Source organism: Rhodococcus sp. EPR-134 (genome assembly GCF_001647205.1).
Classification (GTDB): Bacteria; Actinomycetota; Actinomycetes; order Mycobacteriales; family Mycobacteriaceae; genus Rhodococcus_F; species Rhodococcus_F qingshengii.
This window is the reverse complement of sequence record NZ_LVCT01000749.1, coordinates 1-8,873: the sequence shown is the minus strand read 5'-3', so window position 1 is coordinate 8,873 and position 8,873 is coordinate 1. Positions and strand designations below refer to the sequence as shown.

Genomic DNA, 8,873 nt, shown 5'->3' with positions numbered 1-8,873 from the left:
GGCGAAGCGTGCCGTCCTTCTCCTTGATGATCAGACCGTCGTTGTCCACGTCGGTGACCATCGCGTCGAGCTGGATCTCGACGCCGAGCTTCTCGAGCGTCTCGGCAGCCTTGCGGCTGAGCTTCCCGCCGTACACGGGCAACACGGCAGGGGCGCCGTCGAGGAGCACGACGCGCGCTTCACGAGGATCGATCTTGCGGAACGCGCCGTCCAGCGTTCGACGGGAAAGCTCGGCGATCTGCCCGGCCAACTCCACGCCGGTGGGGCCGGCGCCGACAACGACGAAGGTGAGCAAGCGCGCACGCTCGGCGGGATCGTCCGACAGTTCGGCCTGTTCGAAGGCCCCAAGGATTCGTCCGCGCAGTTCGAGGGCGTCGTCGATCGTTTTCATTCCGGGGGCGAACTCCGCGAACTGGTCGTTGCCGAAGTACGACTGACCGGCACCGGCTGCCACGATCAGACTGTCGAACGGCGTAACAGTGACGCGTTCGAGCAGGCGCGAGGTCACGGTCTGATTCTCGAGATCAATGGTCTCGACCTCACCGAGCAGTACCTGTGCGTTCTTCTTCTTGCGCAGCACCAGTCTCGTGGCGGGAGCGATGTCACCGACCGAGAGGATGCCGGTCGCAACCTGATAGAGGAGCGGCTGAAACAGATGGTGGGTTGTACGCGCGATCATCGTGATGTCGGCATCGGCTTTTTTGAGAGCCTGAGTGCCGAACAATCCTCCGAAGCCGGAACCGATCACCACTACGCGGTGGCGGTGCGGTTCAACCGACTGGATGCTCATTCCGTACTCCTCGAGTTCTAGGCGACAGTCCTACGGTAGTCCCACCGCGGCCGAGCTTCTCTGCGAGCAGTCCGACGCGCGCCGGTGTGTCCGAATCGATCAAGCGGCCTCGAGTGTGATCACTCCCGAGGTGATCGGCTTGGCCGGACCCCGGGGTGATCACCACTTTGTCGAGGTGTCAGCTACTGGCGGACGGACAAGATGAACAGTGCGATGCACCCGCCGACGAAAACCAGGATCGACAGGGCCACCGAGGCATACCCGACACCCACTCCAATTGCTGCCCAGTCCATGTGCCCAACCTCTCTTACGGTGTAATCCGGGATTCAGATCACATCTGCCTAGAGACATCACACCTCATCCGTCCCAACTTTCGAAACCCGGCACGCCCAACCGTTGACATGCAAGTAAATGCTTGCATATTGTGAAGTTGTGAACGACCGGATGAATGCAGCCTTCAGAGCACTGGCCGATCCCACACGAAGGCTTCTCCTGGACCGCTTGTTCGTAGCCAACGGTCAGTCGCTCGGCGAGCTGTGCGACAGCCTCGACATGAGTCGGCAAGCTGTCACTCAACACCTCACCATGCTCGAGGACGCCAATCTGATCAGCACGGTCCGACAGGGGAGGGCAAAGCTTCACTATCTCAATCCCGTTGCGCTCGAGGAGATTCGAGAGCGATGGATCAACAAGTTCGAGGTACCGCGCCTTCGTGCGCTCAGTACCGTCAAAAAAATCGCGGAGGAAGCCATGACCGACAAGCCCAGTTTTGTGTACGTCACCTACATTGCGAGCACGGCGGACAACGTCTGGAAAGCGCTCACCGACGCACAGGCCACCGCAGAGTATTGGGGACACAGCAACGTCTCCGACTGGCAGCCGGGATCGACGTGGGAGCACCGCCGGATCGACGGTTCGAACATCGCGGATGTAGTCGGCACCGTAGTCGAGAGCAACCCTCCGTCGAGGTTGGTCACCACCTGGGCTGATCCGAACGGAGAACCGGGCGTCGACATCTCGCGGGTGAGTTTCGACATCGAAGCCTTCGGCGCGATCGTGCGACTGACCGTCAAGCACACCGATTTGGCGGACGAATCGGCTCGCATGGAGGTGGCCGGCGGATGGTCGGCGGTGCTGTCGAATCTGAAGTCCTACCTCGAGACCGGAAGCACTCTTCCGGTGGCGCCGTGGGAGATGCCGGTCGGTTGACGGTTGTCGACCGGGACAAACGAGTCCCCTGAACAGGAGGAGATCGCCGTACGTTTGTCCGAACAGTCGGCCCAGTCCGGACTCAAATTCGCATAACCGTCAAATATCGGCGCGTTCAGTCTGTAAAGTTGCCAGAAGGATGCTAGCGTTTTGCCCGACATCGAGTGAGGACGACCTCGTCTCGGACGCATGGGAGAAACGCTATGGGCGGCGACGCTTTTCAGAATGTTCCAGTTGATCGACGCAAGTTCGTCAAGACAGTTCTAGCGGCCTCGGCGGTAACTGTGCCAGTCGTGACGTCGATCAGCCTCGGTGGTGCGGCGCCGGCCTTCGCAGCCGGTGACACGCCGAATCTTTCCGGAGCGCCAAGTCGTGGCCAGCAGAATCCGAATCAACCAGGCGGCGAGCAACCAGGCGGGAATCAACCCGGTGGTAATACTCCGGGAGGGAATCAGCCGGGCGGAAACGAGCCGGGCAATCCCGGATCATCGGGAAGTTCGGGATCGTCAGGAAGTTCGGGTAGTTCCGGGAGTTCGGGACCGTCCGGAAGTTCCACAGGTTCCGGATCAACCGGTAGCTCGTCAGGTTCGGGTGGAACGACGACCGCCAAACCCACCGGGCCGACAGCGCCGACGGAGCCGACCGTCCCGACTGTGCCAACCGTACCGACGGTGCCGACCACTCGCACCGAGCCGACCTTCCCGACCCCTCCGACCCAGCCGACAAATCCCACGGAACCTACGTAGCCGACACGACGCGACTGGTTCCGAGGGGGAACACCGACGATGACAGAGTTCGACGTCGCGCTACACCGCGCTCTGAAGAAGTTTCAGAGCGCGGGGTCAGTTCAGGTGAAGGAGACTCCGCCACACGGAGAACCGGCCGATCTGACTGTCGCGATCGCGACCTACGACGATTTCGACGGCGCGTACTTCACGATCCACTCGATCTTGGTCCATCATCGCGAGGTTCTGGACAGAGTCGAATTCGTCTTGTTGGACAACAACCCAGAGGGGTTGCCGGCGCCGATGCTCGAATCGTTTGCCGGTTACATCGATCGGTTCCGCTACATCCCGTTCACCGACGTTCGATCGACTGCGGTGCGGGACGTCCTGTTCCGCAAGGCCACCGGAAAGTATGTCCTTGTCCTCGACTCTCACGTGATCTTGGCACCGGGATCGTTGTCGGCGTTGCTGGCGTATTTCGATGCGGACCCGGAAACCGACGATCTGATCCAGGGACCGATGCTCTCCCAGGATTCCTCGCACATCGCGGCCACCCACATGGACCCCAAGTGGCGCAACGGGATGTTCGGCTCGTGGGGAGTTGATCCGCGAGCGAAGCAACACCCGGACGTGCCTTTCGAGATCGTCATGCAGGGCCTCGGCTCATTTGCCTGCAGGCGTGAGGCATGGCCGGGATTGAACTCGCACTTCACCGGATTCGGCGGTGAAGAGGGATACATCCACGAGAAGTTCCGGATCAACGGCGGAAAGGTCGTCTGCCTTCCGACATTTGGTTGGCACCATCGATTCGAGCGCCCGGCCGGTGTCCCGTATCGAATAAACTGGGAAGATCGTGTTCACAATTACCTGCTCGGTTGGAGTGAGGTCGGATGGGATCTCGACTCACTCCATCGTCAGTTCTCCAGGTACCTCGGTGATTCGTATCCCGAGATTCGTCGCCGTGCCGAGCTGAGCGTCCAGCGACCCGAGTTGGTCTTCGGTGGGGTGGTCGTTCTCAGCGACGACGGCCGAGTCGCTCCGTGGCGTTCATGCCTGGCGGAGGCCGAGTCGATCGAACTGACCGTTCACCGTGCCATTCCGGCGGAGGACGACGGTCCGGATGGGTGGAGGACGGCCTCTGCGTTCGTCGCCGGACTCGACAAGGCAATTCTGCTGGGCTGGAAGTCGGTGGTTTTTCTGGACGAGGCGCGCGTGATCGAACCCGCGGTTATGTACAAGCTACGGAACATCGTCGACGACCTCCCCGCCGAAGCCGATACGGCTGTCATCCACGCACACGGCGAAGATCTGGTCGGAGCTGCACTGATTGTTCGCGCGGCGACATACGGAACTTTGCGAGACGAACTCTCACGAAGGATCAACGGACCCGTGCCGTCCGACTTCTCACTGGCGGCTTATCTGCTCGAGCGAGGCGCAGTCGACGTTGTGCTCGATCGCCCACTGTCGCCTGTCCGAGTAGGGGGAGAACCCAACCCCGTTGTCGAGGATTCTCAGTCGGACCTCGGTGTTGCCGTCGTGAATCTCGATCTTGACATCGACAGATGGAAAGCGTCCTGGCATAGATTCATTCGCTTACCGCGCGTAACAGCGGTGAAAAGAGTGTCGGCTTTCGAGGACGCGATGAATCAGGACGCGGCCTTCACCGTCTCGTGGCGTCGTGCGCTCGCTCGGGCGACTGAGAAGGGCTGGGATTCGGTCCTCATCGCTGCTGACGACGTCAGTTTGCTGGATGCCGCCGCATCGATCCTTGGCCATGCCCGCGAAGAGTTGGATCACGGCGATTGGGATGTCGTCCACCTCGGACACGACCCGAAATCGAGGGACGGAGCTCTGCTCGACGGTTCGGCACTCTTGCGCACCAGTCCTGAGAACCGTGGAGTCCACGCCGTTCTCGTACATTCGCGCGCCTTCGAGCGAATTCTCGATGAGATTGCGGATCCGGAGTCAGATCCCGAAGCATTCGGACAATGGGCGGGTCACTACCGAACTCTGGGCGACTACCTGGTGGATGCGAGTGCCGGGGGAGCGCTCACGTGCCTGACGCTGTCGCCCGGCATCGCCTCCACACGCAGCCTGATTCGTTCGGGCGCAATCGAATCCGAATACTCACGACGCTTCGCACTGTGAGACCACCACCAAAGCGAAATCGGATTCGCTGAATCAAGGAGATATCTTGACCGAACTACTCGAAGGTGTGAGACCGCAACGCTCTCAGACGGTGGAGAGCAACGATCTCACCGACGGTGTTGTGCTGTACGACAGCTCCAGCGAGGTTGCCCATCACCTCAACCCGGTCGCGACGTTGGTGTGGGAACTGTGTGACGGCCGGACCGTCAGCGAAATTGTCCAGGCCGTGGCAGAAGTGCTCGAGATCCCTGACGACGAGGCGAAGTCGGTAGTCAACGAGACGTACGGACAGCTGAGCACCTCTCGTCTGCTGGTGTGAGAATTCCGTGACAGGCAACCACGTACCACAATTCCGGGCGCACTACCTTTGGGTTGACGCGATTGTGCGCGGTTTCCGCATACCCGAGGTCAGTGTCGTCGAGCATCGGATTGCCAGCCCGTGGCCTGCGGACAACAACGTCGAAGTTCGGATTCAGCGGAATCGAGCGACATTCGGTCGCTGGGACGTCACCATCGAATCGACCATCGGCGGCAGCCATGAAACGCTGATCGGTCTGGACGGTCTCCAGCTCGCGGAGAGCGTGTACCGCACGGTGCACCGGGATGTCATGACGGCCGCGCACGCCCGACAGTGGACACGCCTGCACGCCGCTCTGGTCGACTGCAACGGTGTGAGAGTGGCGATCGCCGGGCATTCAGGGGCGGGCAAGACCACCTTGGCGCTCGCCCTTGCCATGCGGGGTGCACAACTGCGTGCTGACGAAGGCGTCTTCATTCGTGGTACCGAAGCTGTGGGCTTACCGCGGCGGGTTCACCTCAAAGCCGGTACGTTCGACGTCCTCCCGGAGATCAAAGCGCACGATTCGCTGTATCTTCCGTACGCCCCGCCGGTGTGGGCGTTGGACCCGTCGACCTTGCCTGCTGAACGAACCGTCAGCTCGGCGGTTCGCGGAATCGATCTGGTGCTGATCCTCGATGGATGGGACGAGGCGCCGACTCGACTCGCTCCGATGCCCGTATCCCAAGCGATACAGTCGCTGGCCGGGCAATCCGCACTGTGGTCCGACAATCACGGAGTGACCCTGAGAAACATCGCTGCTCTACTCTCGAATGCCCCGTGCTACAGACTGATTCGACATCACGGCGATACCGGCGCCGACACGGTGGAGGAACTGGTGGCGTCATGCGTGACACCCGGTACCTGATTTCCATGTTGAAACCCGAGTGTGGGGCCGACGTCATCCGCTTGTGTTCGCAGCAGGATTGGCCCAGAGTCATCGACGCCGCTGTAAGGCACAAGGTATTGCCGCTGCTCGCCTCCCGAGCGGTCGAGGCCGGCTTCGCATCGGTCCTACCTGCGAGCTTCGCGGAAATGCTGTCGGAATCCTCGGCCACCGCATCGAGTCCGGAATTGACGCTGAGCCTTGTCCATCACCGAAACACCATAAGGATCTCGGACCTCGACGCGCAACGAGTGGAACTGCAAGAGTTGTTACACAGCAACGGATTTCCGACGGTTGCACTGAAGGGTGCCGCCCTTCTCGAGGGAAGAATCTGGCCGAACCCGGCAGCTCGACGGATGACGGACATCGACCTTTTGGTCGTCGACCCTGCACATGCCGTTCCGGCCAACGACGCGATCCTCGATTTCGGCTACCGAATGGTCCGCCCCGACGAAGTGGACTCCGACTCCATCGATCACGACGATCACCAGGAACCGGCACTCCTTCGCGACGACCGTCATGGCTCCGTCGAAATCCATTCGCACTTACTTCCGAGGTTCGCCCGTCACGCGCTGACCCGGGAGGCCGCGGTCCGAGGAATCAGCTCGGAGGCGGAAGGATCCCGCCTTGCGATGGCCGACGTGACGCTGCACGTCATCGCTCACGCGCGGCTTGCCGATCGGGCCTTGATTCGAGCCGATTTGTCGTTGAACAGTGTCTTCGACGTGGGGTACCTGCTCACTTCCGAACCGGAACTCGCTGTGACGCTCTCCAGACGCCAGTTGCCACGCGATGTCCGTCGGGCGGTGAACGTCCACTGGGCGGCGGTGGAATCGATCTTCGGCGTAAGTACCGGAATGACGACCGTCCCGGCGCGTTGGTGGTGGCGATGGACGCTGTGGTTGGCGGATCGCCCACGCCTGCACTCGCTCTACCGCGATCTGGTCATGGTGCCGCTCTTTCTCGACCGTGATCGGCTTTCCATCCGGGACGGGCGTGACCTACGTGGATGGGACTTGGCCCGCTCACGCGTGTCCCACTTCGTCCGTCGTGCGAGGACTGCCGTCGAAGATGCCGGGGGAGCGGCGTGAAAGTACTGATCACGGGCGGAGCGGGATTCATCGGAAGCACCGTCGCGTCGAAGTGCGTCGACGCCGGGATCGATGTCGTGATTCTCGACAACCTGCTGACCGGCCGCGCCGAATTTGCGCACAGATTCCCGTTCTACTGCGGCGACATCGCGGACGAGAAACTGCTCGACAAAGTATTCGCAGATCATTCCGATATCGATGCGACAGTTCACTGTGCGGCCTTGATCGTGGTCGGAGATTCCGTGAGTAACCCGGCGCGGTACTACGAGAACAACGTATCCAAGTCGCTGACGCTGGCATCGAGTGTCCTTCGGAACGGGTGTGAGCGCTTCTTGTTCAGTTCCTCTGCGGCGGTGTATGCGCCGAGCGACGGTGGGTGTGTCGACGAACGTTGGGGGATCGCACCGCAGAGTCCCTATGCGCACAGCAAGGCTCAGTTCGAAACGATGCTCGACGACATTGCGGCGGCCACTGAATTATCGGCGATATCTCTACGCTACTTCAACCCGGTCGGGGCAGATCCGGATCTGCGAAGTGGTACACCATCGGCACGCCCGACCCACGCACTCGGAAAGCTGTTCGAATCATATTCGACAGGAACGCCTTTCAGGGTTACGGGAACGGATTGGCCGACGCGCGACGGATCCGGAGTGCGTGATTACGTTCATGTCTGGGACCTTGCAGACGCTCATGTTCGAGCACTGAAAAGGTTCGACCGGGTCACCGCTGAATCATCACGCATGACTGTGGTCAATCTGGGCAGCGGGCGGGGGACGACCGTGTGGGAGCTGGTACACACATTCGAGAACGTGCTCGGCGAAGATATCGACGTGGTCGCTGCCGGCCGACGCACCGGTGACACTGCCGGCGCTTACGCATCGAACGATCGTGCGTTGCGACTACTCGGGTGGGTTCCGACATTCACCCTGGAACAGGGGATCGAGGACACCGCGCGGTGGCTGGCAGTGCGGCCGCACCTGCTCAACTCGGTGTAGCCGAACGTCAGCCCGTCGGGTCGTCGTCAACGGTGATGTTGTTGCTACGTAGCCAGAAGGTGGCGTCCGGATCCCACCCGGCGAGCACAGTGGCCCCCGCGTTGGCCGACAACGGGATCGCGACACCTGGCGTGGTCAGATAAGCCATCATGGTCAGGTGCACGGCGTCGTAATCCGCGGACACCGAAACCCAGTCCGGAATGAACCAGTCACGGTATTCACCGGTCGTGTCGTACCACACGGAGCGACGTGAAGCGGGCACAGGCAGGGGATAGGTATCGACCAGATTCGCCCAGTCCTGCGGACCGGTGATCTCGTAGATCCGGGGCGCGCCGTAGATCCTTACCGGCTGCACCCGCGCCTCGTTCGAGGAGCTGTCTTCTTCGAGAAACACCCCGAGGGCCCCGATACCGTCGCGGGCCCTGGTTGTTTCGGTTGTGCCGTTGGCAAACGGGATAGACCACCATTCGCCTCCGATGTGACGGTCCGGATCTTCGATCTGGTATTCCAGAAACCGGCGTTCGTAGTCGAGTGCCTCAGCACGCCACTGTTCGAGGCCGTCCTCTGCACGGTAAATCCGCAAGGGAAGGTCCGACCAGCCGTAAATAGGGTTTCGCTTTTCAACCAGATTCTGGTTCAGAAGGTCAGCAGGCTCGGCCCACCAGGCAGTGTGTGGCGAGTCGAGTAGTGCT

Annotated in this window: 9 protein-coding genes; 6 read left to right on the top strand and 3 right to left on the bottom strand. The window is 61.2% G+C overall.

From position 1 onward, the window contains the following. Positions 1-790 (bottom strand): NAD(P)/FAD-dependent oxidoreductase (locus tag A2J01_RS32110; RefSeq protein WP_197494347.1); only part of this gene is annotated, 790 nt, incomplete at its 3' end. 411 nt (positions 791-1,201) lie between these two features. On the opposite strand from A2J01_RS32110, the gene A2J01_RS32105 reads away from it, so the two are divergent. After that, a complete protein-coding gene (locus A2J01_RS32105; protein ID WP_082900995.1) occupies positions 1,202-1,999 on the top strand; it encodes an ArsR/SmtB family transcription factor in 798 nt (265 codons plus the stop codon). A 451-nt stretch (positions 2,000-2,450) separates the two neighbouring features. On the opposite strand, the gene A2J01_RS32100 is transcribed toward A2J01_RS32105, so the two are convergent. Further along, the gene (locus tag A2J01_RS32100; protein WP_042450929.1) at positions 2,451-2,732 is read right to left on the bottom strand and encodes a hypothetical protein; all 282 of its coding nucleotides are present in this window, start codon (positions 2,730-2,732) and stop codon (positions 2,451-2,453) included. Positions 2,733-2,784: 52 nt separating this feature from the next. On the opposite strand from A2J01_RS32100, the gene A2J01_RS32095 reads away from it, so the two are divergent. The 5 genes from A2J01_RS32095 to galE are packed head-to-tail and all read left to right on the top strand — an operon-like array spanning position 2,785 to position 8,181. After that, complete coding sequence (locus A2J01_RS32095; RefSeq protein WP_064114333.1) at positions 2,785-4,872, top strand: glycosyltransferase; 2,088 nt, start codon at positions 2,785-2,787, stop codon at positions 4,870-4,872. A gap of 46 nt (positions 4,873-4,918) precedes the next feature. Then, the gene (locus A2J01_RS32090; RefSeq protein ID WP_007732082.1) at positions 4,919-5,191 is read left to right on the top strand and encodes a PqqD family protein; all 273 of its coding nucleotides are present in this window, start codon (positions 4,919-4,921) and stop codon (positions 5,189-5,191) included. A gap of 7 nt (positions 5,192-5,198) precedes the next feature. After that, entirely contained in the window at positions 5,199-6,077 is an 879-nt protein-coding gene (locus tag A2J01_RS32085; RefSeq protein WP_231916183.1) for a hypothetical protein, read from the top strand. Continuing rightward, positions 6,056-7,186, top strand: coding sequence for a nucleotidyltransferase family protein (locus A2J01_RS32080; RefSeq protein WP_064114331.1), 1,131 nt, complete (start codon positions 6,056-6,058; stop codon positions 7,184-7,186). The genes A2J01_RS32085 and A2J01_RS32080 overlap by 22 nt, the downstream gene beginning before the upstream one ends. Continuing rightward, a complete protein-coding gene (galE, locus tag A2J01_RS32075; RefSeq protein ID WP_063316397.1) occupies positions 7,183-8,181 on the top strand; it encodes a UDP-glucose 4-epimerase GalE in 999 nt (332 codons plus the stop codon). Before A2J01_RS32080 ends, galE begins: the two co-directional genes overlap by 4 nt. 7 nt (positions 8,182-8,188) lie before the next feature. Here the strand turns inward: galE and A2J01_RS32070 are convergent. After that, positions 8,189-8,873, bottom strand: a 685-nt coding sequence (locus tag A2J01_RS32070) for a hypothetical protein (RefSeq protein ID WP_064114330.1), incomplete at its 5' end; no start/stop codon positions are given.

Bases quoted from the DNA above. Each gene is read 5' to 3' on its own strand.
- A2J01_RS32105 (WP_082900995.1), top strand. From the start codon at position 1,202: ATGCTTGCATATTGTGAAGTTGTGAACGACCGGATGAATGCAGCCTTC.
- A2J01_RS32095 (WP_064114333.1), top strand. From the start codon at position 2,785: ATGACAGAGTTCGACGTCGCGCTACACCGCGCTCTGAAGAAGTTTCAG.
- A2J01_RS32080 (WP_064114331.1), top strand. From the start codon at position 6,056: ATGCGTGACACCCGGTACCTGATTTCCATGTTGAAACCCGAGTGTGGG.